This is a genomic window from Nonomuraea mesophila (assembly GCF_004352805.1).
GTDB lineage: Bacteria > Actinomycetota > Actinomycetes > Streptosporangiales > Streptosporangiaceae > Nonomuraea > Nonomuraea longispora.
The window spans coordinates 29,802-52,976 of the sequence record NZ_SMLD01000038.1; the positions used below are offsets into that span (position 1 = coordinate 29,802).

A 23,175-nucleotide genomic window follows, 5' to 3' on the forward strand; every position below is an offset into this window, starting at 1 on the left:
GGCGCGCACCGGGCTCTCCCCGGCCTGCGCGAGGTCTTCGACGTGCGTGTCGCCGCAGAAGCCGCAGCCCGCGCTCCAAGGGCCGGGCACGCCTTTCCCGGGACGAGACAGCGGGCCGTTCTGTGACATGGCGAGAATCAGGAGTGGCTCCTTGGCTTTCGCCCGGCATGTGACAGGACGGGCTGTGGCGCCGTCGGACGGGGGATGTCACAGAACGGGCGAGCTGTCTCGTCTCCAGGCGGAGAACAGGTTTCGGAGCTGGGAAGGGAGGGGTCGTTGTGCGGGTGTTCGTGGCCGGTGGAGCCGGGGTGCTGGGGCGGCGGCTGGTGCCGCAGCTGGTGGCCAGGGGGCATGAGGTGACGGCGACGACGACGAGGACCGCCAGGCTGGGCCTGCTGGAGCGGCTGGGCGCCGAGGCGGTCGTGATGGACGGGCTGGATGCGGCCTCGATCGGCCAGGTGGTGGCCCTGGCGCGGCCAGAGGTCGTCGTGCACCAGATGACCGCGATTGCCGGCAAGCCGGATATCAAGCATTTCGACCGCTGGTTCGCCACGACCAACCGGCTGCGTACCGAAGGGACCGATCATCTGCTCGCCGCCGCTGAGGCGAGCGGTGGGTGCCACGTCGTCGCGCAGAGCTACGCCGCCTGGAACGGCATCCGTCAGGGTGGGTGGGTCAAGACCGAAGAGGACCCACTTGACCCGACCAGTACCGGTGAGGGCGCGCAGGCGATCCGTCATCTGGAAGAAGCGGTGATCAAGGCCGGTGGCGCGGTGTTGCGGTACGGCGCGCTCTACGGGCCTGGCGCCACCGATGACCAGGTCGAGCTGGTGCGCAAGCGGCAGTACCCGGTCGTCGGCGACGGCGCGGGCCACAGCTCGTGGGTGCATCTCGACGACGCGGCCGCCGCCACCGTCCTGGCCGTGGAGCAGCGGGCGAAGGGCGTGTTCAACATCGTCGACGACGAACCGGCCCCGGCTCGTGAGTGGCTGGCCCACCTGGCCGCGTGCGCCGGTGCCAAGCCTCCGATGCGGATCCCCGTGTGGCTGGCCCGGCCGCTGGCAGGGAAGACGGCGGTGACGATGATGACCCAGGGACGCGGCTTCTCCAACGCCAAAGCCAAACGCGAACTCGGCTGGCGACTGCGCTATCCCTCCTGGCGGCAGGGCTTCAAGGAGGAGCTGGGATGACCCGGACCGAGGAGTTCGAACAGCTGCGGCCGCTGCTGTTCTCCATCGCCTACCGGATCCTGGGCAGCGTGAGCGAGGCCGAGGACGCGGTCCAGGAGACCTGGCTACGCTACGAAGCCTGCCCGACCCGGCCCGTGTCGGCCAAGTCGTTCCTGTCGGCCATGGTGTCTCGCATCGCGATCGACGTGCTGCGCTCGGCACGCATGCGGCGGGAGGAATATGCCGGGCAGTGGTTCCCCGAGCCGCTGCTGGCCGACCCGTACGAGGATCCGGAACGGTCGGCGGAGCTCGCCGACACGGTCTCGATGGCCGCCCTGCTGCTGCTGGAGCGGCTCAGCCCGCTCGAACGGGCGGTCTTCGTGCTGCGGGAGGTGTTCGGGTTCCGCTTCGGTGAGGTCGCCGCTGCGGTCGGGCGCTCTGAGGCGGCCTGCCGCCAGCTCGCCGTACGAGCGCGACGCCACATGGACGCCGGGCATGCCCGCTTCGAGGCTGATCGGCGGGAGCGGGAGGAACTCGCCGGTCGCTTCTTCGACGCCTTCCGCGAAGGTGACGTCGACGGGCTGCGCGAGCTGCTGGCCGCCGACGTGCAGATGGTGGGCGACAGCGGCGGCAAGGCCCCGCTGTGGGGCGACGGAATCTTCGGCGCCGACCACGTGGCCCGCATGCTGGCCGGGTTCGTCGCACCGTTCCACCGGATCGGCGGCGTCGTGGAGCCCCATGAGATGAACGGCCAGCCAGGCGCGATCTTCCGCGACCGGGACCGTAAGATCGTCAACACCCTGACGCTCGACATCCTGGACGGGCAGATCCAGACCATTCGCGCCGTGATCAACCCCGACAAGCTGGGGCATCTGGGGCCGGTGGCCGACGCCTGGGCGATCGTCCGCGAGACGAACCGGATCCGCCGGCTCAAAGACTGACGCCCACGGAAGGGACCCTGGTCATGCGTATCGCGGTCTTCGGCGCCAACGGCCCCACCGGCCGTCTCCTCACCGGGCAGGCACTCGCCGCCGGACACCATGTCACCGCGATCACCCGGCAGCCGGACTCGTTTCCCCTGCACCACGAACGGCTCGACGTCATCGGCGCCGACGTGCACATTCCCATGGCCGTCGACGCCGCCGTAGCGGAGCAGGATGCGGTGCTGTCGGCGCTCGGGGTGCCCGCGACGAAGGGACCGATCACTACCTATTCGCGCGGTATGGCCAATATTGTCGCCGCGATGCAACGGCATGAGGTGCGCCGGCTCGCCGTGGTGAGCTCAAGTGGGGTCGACCCGCGGCCGTACTCGGAGGGCGGGTTCCTGCTCAACCGAATCGTGCTGCCCTACTTGACGCGGGTGATGGCCAAGACGCTGTACGACGACATGCGCCGGATGGAGGCGCTCGTCCGCGCCAGCGATCTCGACTGGACGATACTGCGTCCGAGCGGGCTCTACCAGCTGCCGTCGGTGACCGACTACACCCTCATCGAGGGCCACGCCGACGCCAGGTTCACCTCCCGGACGGATCTGGCCGCGAGCATGCTGGCCCTGCTGGACGACGACCGCTACGTCCGCACCACGCTCAGTGTCGTCACCACGGTCGACAACCCCACGTTCCTCCAGTACGTCCGCCGCGAGGTACTCGCCAGAAGCTGACCCGCCGCCCGCCCCCACCTGGCCTCCGGTTTCGGGACCTGTTCCATGGCTCGGTACTCTGCATGTCGATGTCCACCGACACGCCGGATCTCGGTCCCGTGCCCCAGCGCCTCACCATCACCGTGGAGCAGGTGCGCCGTCTCGTCGAACAACAATTCCCTCAATGGTCCCGTCTCCCGGTCGCACCTGTCGCCAACGGCGGCTGGGACAACCGAACCTTCCACCTCGGCGCCGGGATGCTGGTGCGCCTGCCCAGCGCGGCCGAGTACGCGCTGGCGGTCGACAAGGAACACCGGTGGCTCCCGGCATTCGCCTCCCGGCTCCCGCTGCCGATCCCCGTGCCCCTGGCCAAGGGCGAACCCGGAGCGGGCTACCCATACGCGTGGTCGATCTACCGATGGCTCGGCGGCGAGCCGGCCGGCGCGGACCGTATCGCCGATCCCGTGCGCTTCGCGGTCGACCTGGCCGGGTTCCTGACGGCCTTGCAGAGCATCGACCCCGCTGACGGTCCCCGTCCAGGCAAGCACAACTGGTTTCGCGGCGGCACGCTGCGCACGTTCGACGGGATGGTCCAGAACGCGCTCGCGGAGCTGCACGGCCACGTCGATGCCGGCCTGGCGCGCGAGATCTGGAAGAGCGCCCTCGACGCACGCTGGGACGGTGTGGAGAGCTGGTTCCATGGTGACGTCGCCGAAGGAAATCTGCTGCTCGACGACGGGCAACTGGCGGCGGTCATCGACTTCGGCACCTGCGGCGTCGGCGATCCTGCCTGTGACCTGGCCATCGCATGGACCTTGCTGACCGCAGAGGGCCGGCAGGCGTTCCGGGAGCGGCTGCGGGTCGGTGAGGCGACATGGGCGCGCGGGCGTGGCTGGGCCCTGTGGAAGACGCTCGCCACCCTGGCCTACGCGGTGGGCGACGACGACGAGGAGGAGGCCGCGGGCGCGCGACGCGTACTCGGTGAGATCTTCTCCGAGTACGCGGCCGGCAGTGGGTCCGCCGCCCCGAGGGGCACGGGCTAGCCTCGGGTCCCGTGGCCCCCTTCTAGACGAAGAAGCTGTCGAGGAACGGACGAAGAACTCCGCCCGTTCCTCGTCGCTGAGGCCGGCGAGCTCGGTGACGCCCTCGAAGCAGTCCTCGCGAGGGGCGCCGGGCGCGAACAGCAGAAGTGCGCGCTCGGGCCGCCGTGACTCTCCGATCAGGCGGGGTCGTGGATGAAGTCGGCGGTCAGCTTGATCAGGCCGCTGGGGTCGGCGAACCAGTCCATGTGGCCCTGCCCCTCGACCTCCACCAGCCGGCTGTCCGTGATCGCGGCGCTCAGCTGCCTGGAGCCGTCGATCGGGACCATGGCGTCTTCGGCGAACCCGACGACCAGGGTGGGCGCGGTGATCAGGGGCAGCAGCGGCCGGATGTCCACGCGGCCGCCGAGGTCGAGCTGCCGGCCGATGCCGGGCGGGGGCCAGGCGTCGGCCAGGGAGTAGGCGAGCCCGTCGTGGCCGAAGCGGTCGAGCGCGGCGGCGCTGAAGCCGGTCAGCGCGGAGAAACGCTTGAACAGCTCGCGGTCGGCCGCGAGGAGCTTGGCCGCGGTCCGGAAGTAGTACTGGTCGCGCGGGCCGGTGGAGTGTGCCCAGCCGCCGACCAGGACGAGGCGGCGCACCAGATCCGGCCGGGTCGCGGCGACCGCGGCGGCGGCGACGGCGCCGAGTGAGAAGCCGAGCAGGTCGACGGGGCCGTCCACGGCGGCCTGGGCGGCCGTGCTGACCTGGTCGGCGATCAGGTCGACAGTCAGTTCGGCGTCGTCGTCGGAGGTCTGGCCGCTGCCGCTGAAGTTGGGCCGCACCACCGTCCTTGACGAGGTGAAGCGACCGAACACGTTGCCGAAGACCTTCTCGGCATCGCCGCCGACGCCGTGGACCAGCACCAGGCCGGGGCCTTGGCCGTCGACCTCGTAGTGGACGCGGGTGTCGCGGGCAGAGGTGAAAGGCATATGAGCCACCGTTCATTGAGTCATCTCTGATAAGATGAGCGCTAACATAATCAGCGGTTATGTGAGTGTCAACCTAATGAGCGCTCATCTAATTCCGGGAGGAACCCATGGCAGACTCCGTGTCCGCGGTGCTGGAGCAGTGGCGGCGCGAGCGGCCCGACATCGACCCCTGGCCGATCGGCGTGGTCGGGCGGATCATGCGGATCTCCCGCATGTGGGACAAGGAGATCAAGGACTTCCTGGCCGGGGAGGGCCTGGATCCGGGCGAGTTCGACGTGTTGTCCACGCTGCGCAGGTCCGGCGCGCCCTACGAGCTGACCGCGGGCACGTTTCTCAAGACCTCGCTGGTCACCACCGGCGCCATCACCCTGCGCGTGGACAAGATGCACGACAAGGGCCTGGTCGTCCGCACCCGCGACGAGAACGACCGCCGCTCGGTCCGCATCCGTCTCACCGACCACGGCCTGGAGGTCATCGACCGCGTACTGCCCCTGCACATCGCCAACGAGGCCCGGCTGCTCCAGGCCCTGGACCCCGACGAACGCGAGCAGGTCGGCGCGGCGTTGAGCACCCTGCTGGAGTCCTACGGCGACGTCCCGGCCGGCCAGGCGCGATGAAGATCAGCCGTTCGGCCAGGGAGGAATCAGCGGCCGCCGGGGGACGCTTGCCGGAGCCGGTATCGGTAGCGCAGGGGCGCCTCGCCCACCTCTCGTTTGAAGGCGGTGCTGAAGGCGCTCTCGGAGGTGTAACCCAGCTGCGCGGCTAGTTCCCCGATCCGGACGTCGTCGTCGCGCAGCGCCCGCCGGGCCAGCAACATCCGCCAGGAGTTGAGGTAGGTCAGAGGGGGGACACCGGCGACAGAGCGGAACCGCACGGCGAACGACGTCCGCGACATCGCCGCCGCACGGGCCAGTTCCACCAACCCCCAGGGCCGGCCCGGTTCGCGGTGCATGAGGGTCAGCGCGGGACGCAGCCGGTCGTCGGTCAGCGCCCGCAGCCACCCCGGCGGCAGTTCGGCCTGGCCCAGGTACGCCCGAAGCACCTCCAGGATCAGCAGCTGGGCGTGCTGGCGTACGGCAAAGGCGGCGCCCATCCGCTCGGCCGTCACCTCCTCGACCAGGCGGTCGACGCACGCCCGCAGGGCGGGCGCGGCGGCGTCGCGGGAGCGAACGAGCGCGACGGGTGGCAGCGTCTGCGCCAGCAGCGCCGCGCCGGCCTGGTTCAGCTCGACGTGGCCGCCGAGGATGACGTCGTCGACGGCGAAGTCCGCGCCGCCGACGCGCAGGGCATAGTCACCCGGCTCCGGCGCGAACTCCTCGGGCGGGCCGTCGCCGGTCCCGCCCTCGGCACGCAGCCACGAGCGGCCGGTCAGGACCGCGACGTCACCGGCCTCCATCTCGATCGGGGCGTCCAGCCCGTCGGCCGACAGCCGGCACCGGCCACGCACCATCACGGTCAGCTTCAGCGGGCTCGCGATCACCGACCGCGTGACCCAGCGTCCCCGTACCGCGAACGCGCCGGAGACCTGGCCGCGTACCTCAAGGAGATCGAACACCTCCGACAACTGATCGACCCTCACGTCCTGAACTATCGCGAAGGAAATCCGCACCGTCAAGCATTCAGAGTTCGTCCGATCTGGGTCACGCTGGAGGCATGACCCACTCCGCGAAAGACCCGTCGACATACGCTGCCGGATTCCCGGTGACGGATCCTGAGCCCGTGCACTCGTACCACCCCGTCCTGATCGATGTTCCAGGGCGCCCGGTTCCGCTGGCGGTCCGCGTGACGGCTCCGGCCGCCGGCAGTGATCTGCCGGTCATCGTTCTCTCGCACGGGCACGGCCCGTCGACCTTCGTCTCCTCGTTCTACGGGTACGGTCCGCTGGTCACCTTCTGGGCCGCGCACGGCTTCTGCGTGATCCAGCCCACGCACCTCGACGCCACGTTCATGGGCCTGCGAGAGGCCGGCGACCCGGACGCGCCGCTGTACCTCAAGTCACGCGCCGACGACCTCCGCCAGGTCGTGGACCACCTCGGCGAGATCGAGCGCGCCGTTCCGGGACTCGCGGGGCGCCTGGACGCCGGCCGCATCGCCGCTGTCGGCCACTCGGCCGGCGGACACACCGTCGGCCTGATCTCGGGCCAGACCATCACCGACGCCGGCGACGGGTCAACGGCCGGAGCCGTCGACGACCGCTTCAGCGCCCGCGTCATGATCGCCGCCCCAGGCCGCGGCGAAGACCTGAACGGCCCGGCAGCGCAGCCCTACGTCGCACTCACGAGCACCGACTTCGGCGGCATGACGCCCAAGGTGCTCATCGTCGTCGGAGAGAAGGACTGGCACCCCTTCTTCTCGGACCGGAAGGACTGGCGCAGCGACCCCTACACCGCGGCGCCCGGGCCGAAGACCCGGCTGGAGATCTTCGACGCCGAGCACGGGCTCGGCGGCATCTCCGCCTTCGACGCGGCCGAGACCACCGACGAGAACCCCGACCGGGTCGCCGCCGTACGTGCGCTCATCTGGGCGTACCTGCGCAGCGAGCTCTACCCCGAGGACCCGGCCTGGACGCAGGCCACCGCGGCGCTCGCCGGCAGCACCACACCCATCGGACGCGTCGAGTCGAAGTAGGCGGCGCTGTCGGCGTCCGTCGGGTAGTACGACTCGATCGCGACCTCGTCCAGGGTGATGTCCATCGGCGTGCCGAACGTGGTCGTCGTCGAGAACAGCCGCACTTCGCGCCCGTCGAAGCGGAAGATCATCGGGACGGCGACCTCGGACTCGACCGGCTGACCCGCGTCCGCCGCATGAGGGGCCAGGAATTCCTCGTAGAGCGCGGTCAGCTCGGGGGCGGGAGCTGTGGCGAGCTGCCGTGCGATCCGGACACGCAGCAGCGCACGCACCTGTGCCAGGTTGACGATGTACGGAGCGAGCCCGCGCGGGTCCAGCCCCAGCCGTACCATGTTGATCGGCGGTACCAGCAGGTCGGGGGCGACGCCGGCGAGGAACGGGCCGATGGCGCGATTGCGCATCACGATGTCCCATCGGCGATCGATGGCCAGCGCTGGATACGGCTCATGCGCACGCAGCACGCGTTCGATCGCGTCCCAGGCCGCCGGCAGCGCCTCCTGATCGAGCGGCCGCTCGGTATAGCGGGGGGCGAAGCCGGCGGCCAGCAGCAGCCGGTTGCGCTCTCGTAACGGCACGTCGAGCTGCTCGGCCAGCCGCAGGATCATCTTGGCGCTCGGGTGGGACTTGCCGGTCTCCACCAGGCTGACATGACGAGCCGACACGTCGGCGGCGATGGCGAGATCCAACTGGCTGAGCCGCCGGCGGTGCCGCCACTGCCGCAGCAGTTCCCCCACCGTGTACATGGACGACGATGCTACTCATCGAGCACCCGAACGCCATGACATGCCATTTCATCGACACCTGTCCCGGACGCTGGAAACACTGCTGCCCGTGACCACACAGAACATGACCCACGACAACAAGAGCATCGTCCAGCAAGCGCTGACCGCACTGGTCGCGACCGGCGACGTCGACGCGCTCGCGCCCTTGCTGAGCGACGACTTCCTCCACCACCGTCCGGACGCGACCTCCAGGACGAAGTCGGAATGGCTGGCCACCGTGGGCGCCGCGCTCGTCCCGCTCGCCGGCATGCAGGTCGAGATCCAGCACGTGCTGGCCGACGGCGATCACGTCGTGATGCATTCGCGGCGCCGGCTGCCCGGTCCAGGGCCGGAGATCACGGTCGTCGACATCTGGCGGCTCGACGCCGGACTGATCACCGAGGCATGGGAGATCATCGAGCCGGCGTCCCAGGCGGCCGCCAACCTGACCTGGTGGGAAATCCACTGATCGCCGACGCGGCCGCACGGCAGAACCCCAGCTCACCGTACGAGACCGGGTTTCCGCGCGGGACACGGTGAAGGGCCTGTCGGGCTGGCCCGATCTGTGACGTGGCGCACATCATGCGGCCGCGGTGTCACAAACGATCGGTTCGCCATCGTCCCGTGTTCGTACGTGCTGAACACACCACTGCGCATCAACCTGATCAACGCGGATGAAGGTCATAGTGCGCAACCCGGGGGGTTCCTCCGAGCCCGGCATGTACGCCGCGCTCATTCAAAACTGATCGGAGATCCTGAGCGATCTCGATTCCGCCCTGTGCATTTCGACGTACGTCCACTGGACGTCACATGGAGGCTAAGCAATGGATCTGCATCTGACTGACAAGGTCGCCGTCGTCACCGGCGCCGGCCGGGGGATCGGCCTCGCGATCGTCCGCGCGTTGGCCGCAGAAGGCGTCACGGTGATCGGGGCCGCCCGAACGATCACGGCCGAACTGACCCGCGACAGCGCCGACGCCATCGCCGTCGACCTGTCGACCCCGACCGGACCCGGGGAGCTCGTCCAGTCCGTCCTCGACCGGCACGGCGACATCGACATCCTGGTCAACAACGTCGGCGGCGGCGATCCGGCCGACCTGCGCGGCTTTAACGACTACGACGACACCATCTGGCAGCGGACGTTCGACCTCAACCTCTTCGCCGCCGTCCGCGCCTGCCGCGCGGCCTTGCCGAGCCTGCTGCGGCGCCGAGGAGTGATCATCAACATCTCCTCGGCCGGTGCACGCCTGCCACACCTCGGCCCAGTGCCCTACAACGCCGCCAAGGCGGCACTCAACGCGTACGGCAAGGCCCTCGCCGAGGAGTACGCCGACCGCGGCGTCCGGGCCGTCACCGTCTCCCCGGCCGGCACCCGGACCGAGCTCTGGACCGAACCCGGCGGCTTCGGCGCAACCCTCGCCGCCGCCCAGGGCGTAAGCCACGAAGAACTGCTCACGAACGTCGCGACGGCGGCAGGCATCAGCTCCGGGGAACTCATCGAGCCCGCACATGTGGCATCCATGGTGACGTACCTGGCATCGCCGTTGGCCATCAGTGCTACCGGGAACAACTACCTCGTCGACGGGGGCGCGGTGAAAGCAGTCTGACCGGCGATCACCTCTTCCACGCGCCCCAGAAGACAGGAGCTTGACCGTGTACCGAACAAGGGCTGCGCTCACGATGACGCAGGTAAGGCCGAGATCGTGAATGTGCGTCCGGACGCGCCCGGCAGTAGCGGCGTCAGAGCGACGAACTGGCTCGTGGTGGTGCTGTGCCTCCTCCCGATCGTCATGGACGGGTTCGACGCGACGGCGCTGGCGCTGGCGGTCCCCGCCCTCGCCGAGAGCTGGGGGCTGGCGTCGGCGGCCTTCACGGTTCCCCTGGTGGCGACGAGCGTCGGCGTGTTCGCCGGCTACCTGGGGTCCGGATGGCTGGCGCAGCGGTTCGGCCGTCGCCGGTTGCTGATCGGAAGCGTCGCCCTGTTCTCCCTCGGCACGATGGTCACCGCGGTCGTCCTCCCCGCGCACTCGATCGAGGCGCTGGGGGCCGTTCGCCTGGTGACCGGGCTGGGGTTCGGCGGGGCGCTCCCGTCCGCGGTGGCGGTCGCGACGGACTTCAGCTCGAACCGGCGACGTGACGTCGTGTCCCTGCTGATGGCGCTCGGGGTCGCGTCGGGTGCCACCGCGGCGGGCTTCGTCTACCTGCCGCTGATCGCCTCGGTCGGCGTCACCGGGCTGTTCTGGCTGGCCGGAGTGGCCTCCGCGGTGCTGGTGCTTCCCATGGCGATGCTCCTGCCGCCCGAACCGGCCGCCCAGGAGGTCGTCGGCGGCGCCCCGCGCGGCGAGCGCGTCGGGCAGCTGTTCGCCCGCCGCGTGCGGATCAACACGCTCCTGCTCTGGCTGTACGCATTCCTCGTGTTCACGGTGTCCACCGCGCTGTCGGGGTGGGCGCCCGTCCTGCTCACGGATCTCGGGGTATCGGCGGCCGAGGCGCCGCTGGGGCTGGCGTTCATCTACCTCGGGGCGATCGTCGGCGGGGTGGCCATGATCCCGCTCGTGGCCTGGGTCGGTATCGGCCGGATGCTGATCGTGATGCCGGTGCTCACCGCGGTGCTGGTGGTGGCGTCGATCAGCCTGGGGTTCGGCGGGCTGGGGTTGCTGATCGTGCTGTGCGGCGTCGGTGCCGCGGTCAGCGCCAGCCAGAACGGCCAGCTGGCGATGGCCGTCGAGCTGTACCCGCGCGAGCAGCGGACGACCGGGGTCGGGTGGTCCTCGGCCATGGGCCGGGTCGGTTCGGTCGCGGGACCGGGCGTGACCGGGGCCCTGCTGGCGCTGGGAATCTCGGCCGGCACGATCTTCTACCTCGCCGCGGGCGCCATGGTCGTCGCGGTATTCTGCGCCGCGCTGCTGCGGGCGAGCATGCGCAGCGGGGCCCGCGCATCCTGACCCGCACCGCGCGGCCTCCTCAGCCCGCCGACGGCCGCTCGGCTCTACTGCTGTGCGTGTCCCGATACGGCCCATCACGGCGCTTCTCGTGGCGCTCACCGGGGCGGGCCGACGATGATCTGGCCGTGGGCGTCGGCCGCGGCGGCCAGCACCTCCTCGGAGATCTTGAAGTCGTCCGGCCTGGGGGTGGACAGGTCACGACCGCCCTGGCGGAACATGTTCTCGATGCCGGCCGGTGTGGCGACCAGCAGCAGGTCGGCCCGGTCGGAGGTGATGCGGTAGCCGTGCGGGATGTTGCGGGGCAGGTAGACGATGCCGCCCTCGGACAGCTCCAGTTCCTCCTCGCCGACCCAGAGCTGGGCGGTGCCTTTGATCAGCATGAAGACTTCGTCTTCCCGGGTGTGCAGGTGGAACGGCGGAGCCTCCCCCTTGGGGGCGTCGAACCGTCCGACGGTGAGCTGCCCGCCGGTGGCGGCGGCGTCCAGCAGGACGGTGAAGGTGCTCCCGTTCAGCCATTCCAGCTGCTGTTGCTGTTCGGGCCGGGCCAGATACGGAATGCTCATGAGTCTTCTCCCTCGATGGCGTGACCTCCTCCGGTCCGCCGGGGCCGGCCGTGCGATCCTGCGGATGGCGGCGGGCGAAGGGGGCCATGCCGCCGACCCGGCGCGAGACCGGGTCGGCGGCGGATTCGTGTGGGGTGTTCATGACGTGGGAATGAGGGCGCCGACGATGGGGAGGAGCTTCTGGCCGGCCGGCGAGGACCAGTTGCGCGCCAGCTGCGTGAGGATCATGTTCGTCGAGGCGATGTCGGCGCCGGCCTTCTCCATGCGTCGCAACGCGATGTCGTCGGCCGGCTTGGTCATGGATCCGCCGGCGTCGGCGATGACCTGGACGCGGTGTCCCTGCCGGAGGGCGGTCAGGGTGGGGTAGACGGTGCAGACGTCGTTGGTGACGCCGGCGATGATCAGGTTGGGGCGGCCGGTGGCCTTGACCGCGGCGGCGAAGGCAGGGTCGTCCATGGCGTCGACCACGCCCGTGCGCTGGATGCGTTCCTCGAACTGTTCGGGGGCGATCTCGGCGAGTTCCGGCAGCAGCGGTCCCTGCGCGTGGTCTTCCAGCGAGGTGGTCAGGATCAGCGGCATGTCCAGCGCCACCGCGGCCTTGGCCAGTGCGAGCGCGTTGGCCTTGACCTCGTCATGGTCGGCCGACCCTATCCAGCTCATGGTGCCGAGCTGGTGGTCGATGAGCAGGATTGCCGTGTCATCGGGTGTGAACAGGGCCATCGTGGTTCCTCTCAGTGCGGCGGTGTGGCCGCGGGTCGGGGCGATGAGGCCGGCCGGCGTCATTACGTGGCTGGCCACATAAATGTACGCACAGATTTACGTGGCTGGCAACATAAGTTAGGGTTCGAGTGGCCGCCGCAGCTCCGAGGAGGTCAACGCCGTGACGAACACGCCGCCACCACACGCCGCCCGCGCCGGACATCTGAGCTTCGCCATCTTCGCGCTGGCGCGGGCCCACCGGGCGGCCGCGGCGGCCATGCTCCGCGCCCTCGGCCTGCATCCCGGCCAGGAACTGCTGCTGATGCAGCTGTTCGAAAGGGACGGTCAGACACAGTCCGAGTTGCTGGACAGCGTCGGCCTGGACCACTCCACCGTGTCGAAATCACTGCGCCGTATGCAGGAAGCCGGCCTCGTCACCCGCCGGCCCAACGAGGACGACCGGCGGGCGCTCAACGTCTGGCTCACCGACCGCGGTCAGGCGATGCGCGAACCCATCGAGGCCATGTGGGCTCGGCTGGAGGAGATCTCCACTCGAGACCTGGACGACCAGGCGATCAGCTCATTCATCGTCACCGCTCGCACGATCGAACAGTCGGTCAACGACCGCGGCCGGAAGGAACCACACCGAACCTCCCGGGAAACGCAGGGCACTACGTGAACAGAGCCCTGGCGACGCGCCTCAAGGACCCGGGTCGCTCACTTCCTCAACGTCCACGGCTCGTAGGACTCGTCGCCTGGGAGCACCCACATCGCCACGTCGGGTCGCTTGATCTTCCTCAGCAGCCGCACCGCGCCCGTCTTCCGCGATACCTGGTAGACCGCCACTCCCGTCGCGACCTTCGATCGCACGACCAGCCGCTTGGACCGATCGAAATCAATGTCGTCGATGTACTGCCCGCGCGGCAGCTTCGCCTTCACCACGGCACCCGCGCGCCCGGTGCGCAGGTTCAGCAGGCGCACCTTGCGGTACCGGGGCTTGAGCACGGGCTGCGGACCTGTCGCCGCATTTAGGGACCTCGTTACCGGCCGAGGAAGCACGACAGGAGTTGCCTGAAGTCGTGCGGGTGTTCGAGCGCCGGCACGTGCCCGCATCGGCCGAACACGTGCAGACGGACATCGGCCAGGTGCTCGAGCAGGGGCAGGGCTGCCGTCCCGAGCGGGGTGACTCGGTCCTCGGCGCCGTGGACGAGCAGCACGGACGCGCGGACCTCTGCCAGCGTTCGCGCCGAGAGGGTGAGGTCGTCGGCCCAACGTGCCCTGGGCGGAGGGAACAACGACTTGAATGCGGCCGCCCCCGCTCGCATCGCGGCTGCTCGGGCAGCGACGGCCGACTCGGTCACGAGGGCTTGGTCGAGGACGAGGCGGCTCAACATGTCCCGTGCCCCGAGCGGGCCGGCGGGGGCGGCCCAGATCGCGTCGAGTTCGGCGGACAGCGGCGCCCCCGGGGCGCCCATCGTCGAGACCGCCACGACACGGGTGACCTGCTGGGGACGCACGGCCGCCAACGCCAGCGCCACGGCACCGCCCATGGAGTGGCCCACCACGGCGTAGTGCTCGACACCGAGAGCATCCATCAGGCCCGCGGCCTGCTCCGTCCACAGCCGGAGCCCGCCCCTTGAGCCCGCCGGGATCGGCGTACGGCCGAACCCCGCCTGGTCAGGAGCCACCAGGTGCCAGGACGGGCCCAGCGCCTGTGCCGTCGTCGCCCAGGCGCCGGATCCGGTCGTACCGGGTCCGGAGCCGTGCAGCATCAGCACCGCGGGGCCGGTGCCGCTCTCCAGGACGTGGACGGGGGAGCCGTCGACTGTGACGGTCCGCAGTGCCGTCACCGGGACAGGCCAGGCGTGCTCATGTCGATGCGGAGTTGACGGACTTCGAGAAGACTTCCATCATCGCCCTGCCGAATTGCGGCATGTCGGGCCATCCCCGGCAGGAGACGAGGTTGCCGTCCACGACGTCGGGAGCGTCGATGACCGTCGCGCCCGCGTTCTCCATGTCACCGGTGATGGGGGGGAAGCACGCCGTCTTTCGACCCTTCAGCAGCCCGTACACAGCCGGCACCTGCGCGCCGTGGCACACCAGCGCGATCGGGAGGTTGCGCGCGAAGAAGTGCTCGGTGATGCGCCTGACGTCGGCGTCGACCCGGATCCACTCGGGAGCACGTCCCCCAGGGATGATGAGGGCGTCATAGCGCTCGACGTCGACCTCGGCCCAGGGCACGTCCACCGGCAGCTTTCGGCCGTTCTTCTCCACGTAGGCGTCGGAGTTGGGGTCGAACTCGTGGATGACCAGCTGTACGTCACGCATCGTCCGTGACGAGACGTCGACGTCCCAGCCGCCCTCCTGCACGCGATAGTAGGGATACATGGTGTCGAGCTCCTCGGCGGCGTCGCCGGTCAGGAGCAGCGCTCTGGGCACCTGCTTCTCCTCGCATCTGGGGCGGGTGAGGTGGATCCAATCCGATCCGATCGGATTGAGCTAGCATTCCTCGGCCCAGCCCGCCCGTCAAGCCTCTGCGGCCATTCCGTCCCTGCCCTCGGCCTCGTCGAACAATCGCCGGAACCGCTCGCCGGACAGCAGGATGTGCCGGCGCATGGCGTAGGCCGCGGCGTCGGGGTCACGCGCGGCGATCGCGGCCAGAACTTCCTCGTGCTCGGCCATGGCCAGGTGAGTGACCTGGGCGTCGCGGTGAAGCCGGAAAAGGTGCACGTGCGTGTGCAGGCGAGCGAGTGCTTCGCGGATGACCTGGTTCTCCGCGCTCAGGGCGACGAGATCATGGAAAGCGGCGTCGCGCAGCCCGAAGGCGCCATAGGCCATGGGGCCCTTGCCTCCCTCCAGCTCCGCCATGTCCTCCAGCATGCGTCGCATGTCGGCCACCTGGTCCGAGGATGCGCGTTCGGCGGATCTGCGCGCCGCTGCCGGTTCGAGGAGCAGGCGGACCTCAAGCATGTCCTCGAATCGGTGACGGGTGATCTGGGAGGGAATGCGATAGCCGGCATGGGGCACACGCACGACCAGGCCCTCGGCCTCCATGCGGTTCAGAGCGTCTCGGATCGGCGTCTGTGAGACCCCCAGCTCTCGCGCCAGGACGTCGATCGTGACGCGGGAGCCAGGCTCTATCCGTAGCGACATCATCTGTCCGAGCAGCGTGTCGTACACCTCGTCGGCAAGCCGGCCGCGAGATCTTCGCGGCGGCGTTCCGCCCGTCATGGCCTCACGGCGCCGCGCGATCACCGCTTCGTCGTCCATCGTGACGTGAGGTCCTTTCTTGCGTCTTCGGGAGCCTGTTGTCATCGCTCGCCATACTGCGGGATGTTGACGCTCCCCATCGGATCGTATAGGAAAGGTGGCGGATGCCAGCCATCCCTCACCTATCGGGGAACCGTCCGCCATCGCTCCGCTTCGATCAGTTGGAGCTTCCATGAGCATGCTCGACGTCCTGCTCGGTTCGCCACCGGGCGGCACAAGGACCGAATTCTCGACTGCTTGAAGCCCCATCACGTCGCGGCCCATTCGTGACTCCGGTCTGCGGGTCAGCCCCTGCGACAGCCGGCGACACGCCTGAACAACCCAGCAACCGCTCGGCGAAGCACGCAGCAAGGCTCCAGAACTCCCCGCCCAGAAAGCAGGCAAGAAGATGCGGTATCCCAAGCGAAGAGGACGACTGTCCGTTCCCAGTCGAAAGGTGCGGCTGGCGACGGCGGCCATGTTGGTGGCCACGACCGTGGCGGCTTGCGGCGGCGGCCAGAACGACAGCGCCCCCAAGGCACCGGCGACCATCCCGGAGCTCACCAAAGACCCGCTGACCCTCAGCTTCATCTGGTTCGACTGGCCCCCCGCCCACGCGCTGGAAACCTTCGCGAACGCGGAGTACGCCAAGGAGCGGCCGAACGTGACCATCAAGGTCAAGACCGTGCCGAACGCGAACTGGCACGACGCGATGTTCACCCAGTTCGCCGCGCACAAGACCGACTTCGACATCCCGATCCTGGACTCGCAACACATCGGCGAGGCCGTGACGAACGGCAACATCCTGGACATCACCGACTTCGTCAAGAAGAACATCGACGTCAAGGCCTACGACCCGTACCTCCTGGCGGCCTACGGCCAGTTCCCCCAGGCGGAGACCGGGAAGCGCGACGAGAACGCCAGCCTGTACGGACTGCCGCTGCTCGGCGACACCTGGACGATGATCTACCGTAAGGACCTGATCGGCGACAAGCCCCCGCAGACCTGGGACGAGATGATCTCAGTCGCCGAGAAGTGCCAGGCGGACAACCCCGGCGTCAGCGGGCTGGCTTTCCACCAGGCCAACGGCTCCGACGCCGCGGCCGTCACCTACAACACGGTCAACGGCGTCTACGGCGGCAACCTCTGGAACCCCAAGACACGCAAGATCGACGGCGTTCTCAACGACGCCGCGGGCCAGGAGGCGATGGACGTCCTGGTCAACAAGATGAAGCCGCTGACCGCCAAGGGCTCAGGCAACTGGTTCATCGACGAGGTGAACGCGGCGGTCGCCCAGGGCAAGGCATGCATCGCGTTCAACTGGATCGCCGCGAGCGGCGGCCTGCTCGACCCGAAGCAGTCGACGCTCGGCACCACGCGGGAGCAGATCCTCGACAAGCTGGGTTTCGCCACCCTGCCGAGTCAGAAGACGAACCTGGTGCCTCTCGGCGGCATGGGGATGCACGTGTCGGCCTATTCCCCCGAGGCGAACCAGGCCGAGGCCCTGAACTTCATGAAGTGGTTCGAGCAGGCTGACATCCAGAAGCAGTGGGCCGCGGCTGGTGGCGTGCCATCGCGTACGGACGCCCTGGAGTCGCCCGAGTTCCTCGATGCCGCGCCGTTCAACCAGGTGTACACCGACTCGGTGCCGCGGATGCGGGACATGTGGAACATGCCCGAGTACGCGCGCCTCGTCGACATCGAGAACACCAACGTGAACGCGGCTCTCAACGGCGCGAAGACGCCGAAGGAGGCGCTCGACGACATCGCCAAGGAGCAGCAGAGCGTGCTCGACTCCAGCGGCGGCAAGGGCGGCGGCGGACTGTGAGTGACTCCGCCCCCCTGACGACCGGCCACCCCGGGCAGGTGGCGTCCGCGACGCCGCCTGCCCGGGGTCGGTCCCGCCGCCTGAGCGATCGCGGGCTCGCGGTCGCCTTCACCTCGCCCGCGCTGCTGCTGTTGCTCGCGATGTCGGTGTTCCCGTTGCTGTGGGCGTTGTACCTGTCCTTCACCGACTACTCGGCCACCCGCGGGGGACCGGCCGATTTCATCGGGTTCGGGAACTACACCGCCATCCTGGCTTCGGAACAGGTCCACCAGAGGGCCTTGACGACGTTGATCTACGTGGCCGGCGCGGTCACCCTGCAGACCGTGCTCGGTTTCGCCATCGCCTACCTGATCTCACGGCGCACGCACGGGCGAGGACTGCTGACCACGCTGTTCCTGGTGCCGATGATGTTGTCGCCGGTCGTGGTAGGGCTGTTCTGGCGATTCATGCTCGACGCGCAGTTCGGCGTGATCAACAGCATGCTCGGCTCGCTCGGCCTGGGGCAGGTGGAGTGGCTCACCGGGCAGCGAACGGCACTGATCTCCCTGATCCTGGTCGACACCTGGCAGTGGACGCCGTTCATCATGCTCATCGCGCTCGCGGGCCTCACCGCGGTTCCCACGTACTTGTACGAGGCCGCCTCGATCGATCGGGCGTCCGAGTGGTTCCGGTTCCGCACCATCACCCTTCCACTGGTGTGGCCACTGCTCCTCATCGCCGTGCTGTTCAGGGCCATCGAGGCCTTCCGGCTGTTCGACCTCGTCTACATCCTCACCAGCGGAGGTCCGGGGGTCTCCACCGAGACGTTGTCGTTCCACGTCTACAAGGTCGCGTTCCTGGGCTTCAACACCGGAACCGCATCGGCGTACGGGATCCTGATGATCCTCGTCGTCATCGTCCTCACGCAGCTCTACCTGCGCTACTTGAACAAGCTCAAGGAGGACTGATGGCAGTCTCCGTCGACGAGGCCGTGTCCGCACGTCCTGCCCGGGGTCGCACGTCCCCCGCGCGCCGCTTCGGCGGCCGGGGCCGCTCCGCGCTGGAGGTCGCGCTGCTGACCGTGCTGGCCGTCGTGATGCTCTTCCCGGTGCTGTGGATGATCGAGACGTCCCTCAAGGAGAACCGGGACGTCTACGCCATCCCGGCCAAGTTCTTCGACTTCAAGGTCACCATGGACCATCTCAAGGACGTGTTCGTCGCCTCCGGCGGCGGTCCTTCGACCCTGTCCGTCTCGTTCCTCAACTCCGTCGTGGTCGCCGGGGCCTCCACGGCACTGGCCACCGTGCTGGGGGTGCCGGCGGCCTGGGCCTACTCACGCTTCGCCATGAAGGCCAAGAAGGACCAGCTGTTCTTCATCCTGTCCACCCGCTTCATGCCGCCCGTGGTGGTCGTGATCCCGATCTTCCTCATGTACCGCCAGGTCGGACTCATCGACACCAAGCTCGGCCTGATCCTCATCTACGCCGCGTTCAACGTCCCGTTCACGATCTGGATGATGAAGGGGTTCGTCGACGAGGTGCCCGCGGAGTACGAGGATGCCGCCATGCTCGACGGCTACACCCGTTTGCAGGCGTTCTGGCGATTCACCCTTCCCCTGCTCCTGCCCGGCATCGCCGCGACGGCGGTCTTCGCGCTCATCTTCTCGTGGAACGAGTTCGTGTTCGCCATCTTCCTGACCTCCAGCGACAGCGTGCGGACGGCCCCACCTGCCATCGCCGGCCTCATCGGCGGAACCACCGTGGACTGGGGTCTCGTGGCCGCCGCCTCCGTGGTGTTCGCCCTGCCGGTGCTCGTCTTCGCCTACCTGGTGCGCAAGCACCTCGTCGCCGGTGTGACGCTCGGGGCGGTGCGACGCTGATGGCGGGCATCGAGGTGACCGCCCTGCACAAGCGCTACCCGGACGGGACGGTCGCAGTTGATCACGTGGACCTGTCCATCCGCGACGGCGAGCTGTTCGTGATGCTCGGCCCTTCGGGCTGCGGCAAGACGACCACACTGCGGGCCGTAGCCGGCCTGGAGAGGCAGACGACGGGCGACATCCGCATCGGCGACACGCTGGTCAACGACCTGCCGCCCGCCGAGCGCGACATCGCCATGGTGTTCCAGTTCTACGCTCTCTACCCGCATCTGAGAACCCGCGACAACCTGGCGTTCCCCCTGCGGGCCGAGGGACTGCCCAAGGCGGAGGTGCGCGAGCGGGTCGACGAGGCCGCCCGGCTGATGCGGCTCGGTCCGCTCCTGGACCGGCGGCCGCGCCGGCTGTCCGGCGGGGAGCAGCAGCGCGTCGCGCTTGCTCGCGCCCTGGTACGACGACCGCGCGCATTCCTCATGGACGAACCTCTCACCAATCTGGACGCGGAGCTGAGGGCGGACATGCGTACGGAGATCAAGCACCTGCAGGGGGAGCTGGGGACGACGATGGTCTACGTCACCCACGACCAGGTCGAGGCGATGTCGCTCGGTCACAGGATCGCCATCCTCAACAAGGGCCGCGTCGAGCAGATCGGCACGCCGCTGGAGGTCTACGACCGCCCGGCGAGTCTCTTCTGCGCCGCATTCATCGGCTCCCCGCCGATGAACCTGATCGAGGTGGAGGTGGCCGACGGGAAGCTGCGCAGTCAGGGCGGACTGGCTCTCACGCCACCGCCGGGCCTGCCGCGCGACCGTCGCCTGGTCGCAGGCGTCCGGCCGGAGGCGCTGGAAGTCGCAGAACCAGGGGCGGAACGTTCGGTCCCGGCCCGCGTGGTCTCGGCGGAGTGGCTGGGCGACGAAATCATCTACGTGGTCGACCACGGAGGCCGGCGCGACGTACGGGTTCGGATGCCACCGACTGTCCGTTTCGCCGCCGACGCACCGGTCGGGCTGCGGCACACCGGCGGGACCCCGGCGGTCTACGACGTGAGCACGGAAGAGCTGGTGGCCTGATGGGAACCGTGGCAGTGCACGGGCTGCGCAAGTCCTTCGGTCAAGTCCAGGCCCTGGACGGGGTGACCTTGGACGTGCCGGACGGATCGTTCTTCGTCGTGCTCGGACCCTCCGGGGCAGGCAAGACGACGACCCTGCGAGCGATCGCCGGCCTTGAGAAGCTTGACGCCGGGTCGGTGCATCTGGACGGGAGGGCCGCGACCGGTGACGCCCCGGCCGCACGCGACCTGGCCATGGTCTTCCAGAACTACGCCCTCTACCCGCGGCACACGGCGTACGAGAACATCGCTTCGCCGCTGCGGGCACGCCGCTGTTCCGCGAGCGAGATCGCCGCTGCCGTCGAGCAGATCTCGAGCCTGCTGCACATCGAACGTCTGCTGCAGCGTCGTCCGGCGCAGTTGTCGGGCGGTGAGATGCAGCGTGTCGCCCTGGCCAGGGCGCTGGTCCGTCGCCCACGCGCGTTTCTCATGGACGAGCCGCTGACGAACCTCGACCTCAAGCTCCGCGTCGAGATGCGCACCGAGCTCACCCGCATCCACCGGAGCCTCGGAGCGACCTTCGTCTACGTGACCAACGACCAGGTCGAGGCCCTGTCCATGGCCGACCAGGTCGCGGTGCTCAAGGAGGGGAAGGTGCAACAGGTCGGAACGCCGGCCGAGGTGTACGAGCGTCCGGCCAACCAGTGGGTCGCCGGATTCGTCGGGAGCCCGCCGATCAGCCTGCTCGCCTGCCACGCCGAGGGGGATCGTCTGGTCGGGGCGGAAGGCTGGACCCTGCCGCGGCCCCGCTGGACCACGGCCGAGGACGGTCGTCCGCTGCTGCTGGGCCTGCGCGCGGAGGACCTGTCCGTCGAGCGGCGTGGGGACGCGTCGTTGACGGGTGAGCTCTACGGCCTTGAGCCGCTCGGTGACCGCACGGTGGTCGACGTCCGAGTGGGGAAGGAGCTCCTCAAGGTCAAGGCGCGAACCACCGTCACCGGTACGCCGGGCGAGCGGCTGCTTGTCACGGTCGACCTCAACCGTGCGCACCTGTTCGATGCGGGCACCGGGCTGGCGCTGTCCGAGGCCGGGAGGTAACCGCGCAGGGCGGCGACGTCGACATGCGCCGGCACGTGGCAAGCGAGCCTCGGCGGACCGTCACCGGTGAGCACGGCCTGACCGTCGACGCGCGAGGCGCGATCGCTGAGGTCACGCCCGACATCACCAAGAACATCACAGGAGGCGACGCGATGAGTGACCCGATGAACGTCCTGGCCCCCGAGCACCGGCGGCTCCGGATCGGCGACGCCTGGCGCGACGCCGCCGGCGCAGCCACCTTTGCCGTCGAGGACCCGGCCACCGGCAAGACCATCGCCGAGGTGGCGGACGCCGACGTCGTTGACGGGCTCGCCGCTCTGGACGTGGCGAGCAAGGCAATGGCGGAGTGGGCGGCGACCCCGCCGCGAGAACGGTCAGAGTTGTTGACCGCGACGTACCGGGCACTGACCGAGCGATCCGAGGAGGTCGCCCGGCTGATAACGCTCGAGATGGGCAAGCCGCTCGCCGAGGCTCGGGGAGAGGTGGCCTACGGCGCCGAGTTCTTCCGTTGGTTCGCCGAGGAGGCGGTGCGCGTCGAGGGACGCTACAACACCGCTCCCGCTGGTGGATATCGCATCCTCACCGTGCCGAAGCCGGTCGGACCGTGCGTCTTCGTGACGCCCTGGAACTTTCCGTTGGCCATGGGTGCCCGCAAGATCGCTCCTGCGCTGGCGGCGGGCTGCACGACGATCACCAAGCCGGCAGCCCAGACGCCACTCACCATGCTGTTCCTGGCCCGCATCATGGAGGAGGCCGGCGTTCCCCCGGGTGTCGTCAACGTCGTGACAACCAGGCGTGCCGGCGAGGTGGTCTCAGCACTGCTGGCCGACCGCCGGACCCGCAAGCTTTCGTTCACCGGGTCGACCGAGGTCGGGCGTGTGCTGCTACGGCAGGCGGCGGACAACGTGCTGCGCACCTCCATGGAACTGGGCGGCAACGCGGCCTTGATCGTGTGTGCCGACGCGGACCTGGACGTCGCGCTCGACGGTGCCATGGTGGCCAAGATGCGCAACATCGGGGAATCCTGCATCGCGGCCAATCGCGTCTACGTCGAGGAGCCGGTGCGCGAGGAGTTCACGGCGCGCTTCGCCCAGCGGATGGGCGCGCTCTCGGTGGGCCATGGTCTCGACGACGGCGTGGACGTCGGGGCGTTGATCGACGAGGCCTCGGTCACCAAGATCGACGAGCTCGTCGCCGACGCGGTCGATCGCGGCGCCCGTGTCGTGGTGGGCGGCGAGCGTCCGGATGGGCCGGGCTACTTCTACCCGCCCACGGTCCTCGTCGACGTGCCCGAGGACGCGCGGATGCTGGAGGCGGAGATCTTCGGCCCGGTGGCGCCGATCATCTCGTTCACGTCCGACGACGAGGTGATGGCGAAGGCCAACGACACCGAGCACGGCCTGGCCGGATACGTCTTCACCCGTGACCTCCAGCGGGCGCTCCGGTTCACCGAGGGGCTGGAGACGGGGATGGTCGGCATCAACCGTGGTCTGATCTCGGACCCGTCAGCTCCCTTCGGAGGCGTGAAGCAGTCCGGGATCGGCAAGGAGGGATCGCACGAGGGCATCCTCGAGTACCTCGACGTCACCTACGCGGCGATCGACCTACCGTGACCAGACGATGTCCGCGGGACCCTCGACCCGACTGGCCCGCCCAGCCAACTCACCGCCGACGTTCCAGAGAGG

At 69.0% G+C, this 23,175-nt stretch carries 25 protein-coding genes; 16 read left to right on the top strand and 9 right to left on the bottom strand.

Going from position 1 to position 23,175, the window contains the following annotated elements:
• Positions 1 to 290: 290 nt before the first annotated feature.
• The 4 genes from E1295_RS17015 (at position 291) to E1295_RS17030 (ending at position 3,851) form a co-directional block, all read left to right on the top strand.
• Positions 291 to 1,190, top strand: coding sequence for an NAD-dependent epimerase/dehydratase family protein (locus E1295_RS17015; RefSeq protein ID WP_281284754.1), 900 nt, complete (start codon positions 291 to 293; stop codon positions 1,188 to 1,190).
• The gene (locus E1295_RS17020; protein ID WP_132631263.1) at positions 1,187 to 2,110 is read left to right on the top strand and encodes an RNA polymerase sigma-70 factor; all 924 of its coding nucleotides are present in this window, start codon (positions 1,187 to 1,189) and stop codon (positions 2,108 to 2,110) included. Before E1295_RS17015 ends, E1295_RS17020 begins: the two co-directional genes overlap by 4 nt.
• 23 nt (positions 2,111 to 2,133) lie before the next feature.
• Complete coding sequence (locus E1295_RS17025) at positions 2,134 to 2,829, top strand: NAD(P)-dependent oxidoreductase (protein WP_132631264.1); 696 nt, start codon at positions 2,134 to 2,136, stop codon at positions 2,827 to 2,829.
• 68 nt (positions 2,830 to 2,897) lie between these two features.
• Positions 2,898 to 3,851, top strand: coding sequence for an aminoglycoside phosphotransferase family protein (locus E1295_RS17030; RefSeq protein WP_132631265.1), 954 nt, complete (start codon positions 2,898 to 2,900; stop codon positions 3,849 to 3,851).
• 176 nt (positions 3,852 to 4,027) lie between these two features.
• Here the strand turns inward: E1295_RS17030 and E1295_RS17035 are convergent, their stop codons facing one another.
• On the bottom strand, positions 4,028 to 4,816 hold the full coding sequence (locus E1295_RS17035) for an alpha/beta fold hydrolase (RefSeq protein WP_132631267.1): 789 nt from the start codon (positions 4,814 to 4,816) through the stop codon (positions 4,028 to 4,030).
• 107 nt (positions 4,817 to 4,923) lie between these two features.
• On the opposite strand from E1295_RS17035, the gene E1295_RS17040 reads away from it, so the two are divergent.
• Entirely contained in the window at positions 4,924 to 5,433 is a 510-nt protein-coding gene (locus E1295_RS17040; protein ID WP_132631268.1) for a MarR family winged helix-turn-helix transcriptional regulator, read from the top strand.
• A 26-nt stretch (positions 5,434 to 5,459) separates the two neighbouring features.
• Here the strand turns inward: E1295_RS17040 and E1295_RS17045 are convergent, their stop codons facing one another.
• The gene (locus tag E1295_RS17045) at positions 5,460 to 6,395 is read right to left on the bottom strand and encodes an AraC family transcriptional regulator (RefSeq protein ID WP_132631270.1); all 936 of its coding nucleotides are present in this window, start codon (positions 6,393 to 6,395) and stop codon (positions 5,460 to 5,462) included.
• 140 nt (positions 6,396 to 6,535) lie between these two features.
• Here E1295_RS17045 and E1295_RS17050 point away from each other — a divergent pair, with 140 nt between their 5' ends.
• Entirely contained in the window at positions 6,536 to 7,444 is a 909-nt protein-coding gene (locus E1295_RS17050; RefSeq protein WP_246080094.1) for an alpha/beta hydrolase family protein, read from the top strand.
• Here E1295_RS17050 and E1295_RS17055 read toward each other — a convergent pair.
• Positions 7,360 to 8,187, bottom strand: a complete 828-nt coding sequence (locus E1295_RS17055) for a helix-turn-helix domain-containing protein (protein WP_132631273.1) — start codon at positions 8,185 to 8,187, stop codon at positions 7,360 to 7,362. The genes E1295_RS17050 and E1295_RS17055 overlap by 85 nt on opposite strands.
• An 88-nt stretch (positions 8,188 to 8,275) precedes the next feature.
• Here E1295_RS17055 and E1295_RS17060 point away from each other — a divergent pair, with 88 nt between their 5' ends.
• The 3 genes from E1295_RS17060 (at position 8,276) to E1295_RS17070 (ending at position 11,150) form a co-directional block, all read left to right on the top strand.
• On the top strand, positions 8,276 to 8,674 hold the full coding sequence (locus E1295_RS17060; protein WP_246080095.1) for a nuclear transport factor 2 family protein: 399 nt from the start codon (positions 8,276 to 8,278) through the stop codon (positions 8,672 to 8,674).
• 355 nt (positions 8,675 to 9,029) lie between these two features.
• The gene (locus tag E1295_RS17065) at positions 9,030 to 9,812 is read left to right on the top strand and encodes an SDR family NAD(P)-dependent oxidoreductase (RefSeq protein WP_132631275.1); all 783 of its coding nucleotides are present in this window, start codon (positions 9,030 to 9,032) and stop codon (positions 9,810 to 9,812) included.
• 96 nt (positions 9,813 to 9,908) lie between these two features.
• Positions 9,909 to 11,150, top strand: coding sequence for an MFS transporter (locus tag E1295_RS17070; RefSeq protein ID WP_132631276.1), 1,242 nt, complete (start codon positions 9,909 to 9,911; stop codon positions 11,148 to 11,150).
• 95 nt (positions 11,151 to 11,245) lie between these two features.
• On the opposite strand, the gene E1295_RS17075 is transcribed toward E1295_RS17070, so the two are convergent.
• The gene (locus E1295_RS17075) at positions 11,246 to 11,713 is read right to left on the bottom strand and encodes a cupin domain-containing protein (RefSeq protein WP_132631277.1); all 468 of its coding nucleotides are present in this window, start codon (positions 11,711 to 11,713) and stop codon (positions 11,246 to 11,248) included.
• A 138-nt stretch (positions 11,714 to 11,851) separates the two neighbouring features.
• Positions 11,852 to 12,433, bottom strand: a complete 582-nt coding sequence (locus E1295_RS17080) for an isochorismatase family protein (RefSeq protein ID WP_132631279.1) — start codon at positions 12,431 to 12,433, stop codon at positions 11,852 to 11,854.
• A gap of 160 nt (positions 12,434 to 12,593) precedes the next feature.
• On the opposite strand from E1295_RS17080, the gene E1295_RS17085 reads away from it, so the two are divergent.
• Positions 12,594 to 13,091, top strand: coding sequence for a MarR family winged helix-turn-helix transcriptional regulator (locus tag E1295_RS17085; RefSeq protein WP_132631281.1), 498 nt, complete (start codon positions 12,594 to 12,596; stop codon positions 13,089 to 13,091).
• A gap of 38 nt (positions 13,092 to 13,129) precedes the next feature.
• Here E1295_RS17085 and E1295_RS17090 read toward each other — a convergent pair whose 3' ends face one another.
• The 4 genes from E1295_RS17090 to E1295_RS17105 form a co-directional block, all read right to left on the bottom strand.
• Positions 13,130 to 13,417 (bottom strand): hypothetical protein, encoded by a 288-nt coding sequence (locus tag E1295_RS17090; protein ID WP_132631283.1) that lies wholly within the window; start codon positions 13,415 to 13,417, stop codon positions 13,130 to 13,132.
• A 35-nt stretch (positions 13,418 to 13,452) separates the two neighbouring features.
• Positions 13,453 to 14,262, bottom strand: coding sequence for an alpha/beta fold hydrolase (locus tag E1295_RS17095; protein ID WP_132631284.1), 810 nt, complete (start codon positions 14,260 to 14,262; stop codon positions 13,453 to 13,455).
• Between the two features lie 19 nt (positions 14,263 to 14,281).
• Positions 14,282 to 14,851: a DJ-1/PfpI family protein gene (locus E1295_RS17100; protein ID WP_132631286.1), complete on the bottom strand. Its 570-nt coding sequence runs from the start codon at positions 14,849 to 14,851 to the stop codon at positions 14,282 to 14,284.
• Between the two features lie 87 nt (positions 14,852 to 14,938).
• Positions 14,939 to 15,682, bottom strand: coding sequence for a GntR family transcriptional regulator (locus E1295_RS17105; protein ID WP_132631287.1), 744 nt, complete (start codon positions 15,680 to 15,682; stop codon positions 14,939 to 14,941).
• A 436-nt stretch (positions 15,683 to 16,118) separates the two neighbouring features.
• On the opposite strand from E1295_RS17105, the gene E1295_RS17110 reads away from it, so the two are divergent.
• The 6 genes from E1295_RS17110 to E1295_RS17135 all read left to right on the top strand — a co-directional run bounded on the left by E1295_RS17110 (position 16,119) and on the right by E1295_RS17135 (position 23,103).
• Positions 16,119 to 17,489 (top strand): extracellular solute-binding protein, encoded by a 1,371-nt coding sequence (locus E1295_RS17110; protein ID WP_220448760.1) that lies wholly within the window; start codon positions 16,119 to 16,121, stop codon positions 17,487 to 17,489.
• On the top strand, positions 17,486 to 18,436 hold the full coding sequence (locus tag E1295_RS17115) for a carbohydrate ABC transporter permease (RefSeq protein ID WP_132631291.1): 951 nt from the start codon (positions 17,486 to 17,488) through the stop codon (positions 18,434 to 18,436). The genes E1295_RS17110 and E1295_RS17115 overlap by 4 nt, the downstream gene beginning before the upstream one ends.
• Positions 18,436 to 19,347 carry a carbohydrate ABC transporter permease gene (locus E1295_RS17120; RefSeq protein WP_132631293.1) on the top strand — a complete coding sequence of 304 codons (912 nt, stop codon included), beginning with the start codon at positions 18,436 to 18,438 and terminating at the stop codon, positions 19,345 to 19,347. The genes E1295_RS17115 and E1295_RS17120 overlap by 1 nt, the downstream gene beginning before the upstream one ends.
• A complete protein-coding gene (locus E1295_RS17125) occupies positions 19,347 to 20,414 on the top strand; it encodes an ABC transporter ATP-binding protein (protein WP_132631294.1) in 1,068 nt (355 codons plus the stop codon). Before E1295_RS17120 ends, E1295_RS17125 begins: the two co-directional genes overlap by 1 nt.
• Positions 20,414 to 21,490, top strand: a complete 1,077-nt coding sequence (locus tag E1295_RS17130; RefSeq protein WP_132631296.1) for an ABC transporter ATP-binding protein — start codon at positions 20,414 to 20,416, stop codon at positions 21,488 to 21,490. The genes E1295_RS17125 and E1295_RS17130 overlap by 1 nt, the downstream gene beginning before the upstream one ends.
• A gap of 152 nt (positions 21,491 to 21,642) precedes the next feature.
• Complete coding sequence (locus E1295_RS17135) at positions 21,643 to 23,103, top strand: NAD-dependent succinate-semialdehyde dehydrogenase (RefSeq protein WP_132631319.1); 1,461 nt, start codon at positions 21,643 to 21,645, stop codon at positions 23,101 to 23,103.
• The last annotated feature ends 72 nt before the right edge of the window (positions 23,104 to 23,175 follow it).

Bases quoted from the DNA above. Each gene is read 5' to 3' on its own strand.
- E1295_RS17025 (WP_132631264.1), top strand. From the start codon at position 2,134: ATGCGTATCGCGGTCTTCGGCGCCAACGGCCCCACCGGCCGTCTCCTC.
- E1295_RS17020 (WP_132631263.1), top strand. From the start codon at position 1,187: ATGACCCGGACCGAGGAGTTCGAACAGCTGCGGCCGCTGCTGTTCTCC.
- E1295_RS17130 (WP_132631296.1), top strand. From the start codon at position 20,414: ATGGGAACCGTGGCAGTGCACGGGCTGCGCAAGTCCTTCGGTCAAGTC.
- E1295_RS17035 (WP_132631267.1), bottom strand. From the start codon at position 4,816: ATGCCTTTCACCTCTGCCCGCGACACCCGCGTCCACTACGAGGTCGAC.
- E1295_RS17040 (WP_132631268.1), top strand. From the start codon at position 4,924: ATGGCAGACTCCGTGTCCGCGGTGCTGGAGCAGTGGCGGCGCGAGCGG.
- E1295_RS17030 (WP_132631265.1), top strand. From the start codon at position 2,898: ATGTCCACCGACACGCCGGATCTCGGTCCCGTGCCCCAGCGCCTCACC.
- E1295_RS17125 (WP_132631294.1), top strand. From the start codon at position 19,347: ATGGCGGGCATCGAGGTGACCGCCCTGCACAAGCGCTACCCGGACGGG.
- E1295_RS17055 (WP_132631273.1), bottom strand. From the start codon at position 8,187: ATGTACACGGTGGGGGAACTGCTGCGGCAGTGGCGGCACCGCCGGCGG.
- E1295_RS17080 (WP_132631279.1), bottom strand. From the start codon at position 12,433: ATGGCCCTGTTCACACCCGATGACACGGCAATCCTGCTCATCGACCAC.
- E1295_RS17065 (WP_132631275.1), top strand. From the start codon at position 9,030: ATGGATCTGCATCTGACTGACAAGGTCGCCGTCGTCACCGGCGCCGGC.
- E1295_RS17105 (WP_132631287.1), bottom strand. From the start codon at position 15,682: ATGGACGACGAAGCGGTGATCGCGCGGCGCCGTGAGGCCATGACGGGC.
- E1295_RS17075 (WP_132631277.1), bottom strand. From the start codon at position 11,713: ATGAGCATTCCGTATCTGGCCCGGCCCGAACAGCAACAGCAGCTGGAA.
- E1295_RS17135 (WP_132631319.1), top strand. From the start codon at position 21,643: ATGAGTGACCCGATGAACGTCCTGGCCCCCGAGCACCGGCGGCTCCGG.
- E1295_RS17120 (WP_132631293.1), top strand. From the start codon at position 18,436: ATGGCAGTCTCCGTCGACGAGGCCGTGTCCGCACGTCCTGCCCGGGGT.